Genomic DNA, 300 nt, shown 5'->3' on the forward strand with positions numbered 1-300 from the left:
CGGATGGCGACAAGAGTGCGACGCTCAGTTACAGCTACACCCTTAATGCAGCACAGACACACACCAAGCCGGCGAACGATACCAACCTGACAGATGTGGTAGGGGTAACTGTGAGCGGGGTGGGAGGCAGTAGTGCCAGTGGTAACGTGACGATAGCGATCATCGACGATGTACCGGTGGCGGTGAACGATGGCCCGGTTGGCGTGACAGAGGATGGGATGTTGGTGGTCAGTGGCAATGTGCTGACCGATGGCTCTGACGATGTATTTGGTGCAGATGGCCAGGGTGTTGACTACGTGG

1 protein-coding gene is annotated in these 300 nt (G+C 57.0%); it reads left to right on the plus strand.

Annotated elements, in window-relative coordinates:
* A partial coding sequence (locus tag BN4575_RS22270) for a hypothetical protein (protein ID WP_176716482.1) occupies nt 1-300 on the plus strand: 300 nt, incomplete at both ends.

It is taken from the genome of Aeromonas sp. EERV15 (assembly GCF_900079845.1).
In the GTDB taxonomy this organism is placed as follows: Bacteria; Pseudomonadota; Gammaproteobacteria; order Enterobacterales; family Aeromonadaceae; genus Aeromonas; species Aeromonas sobria.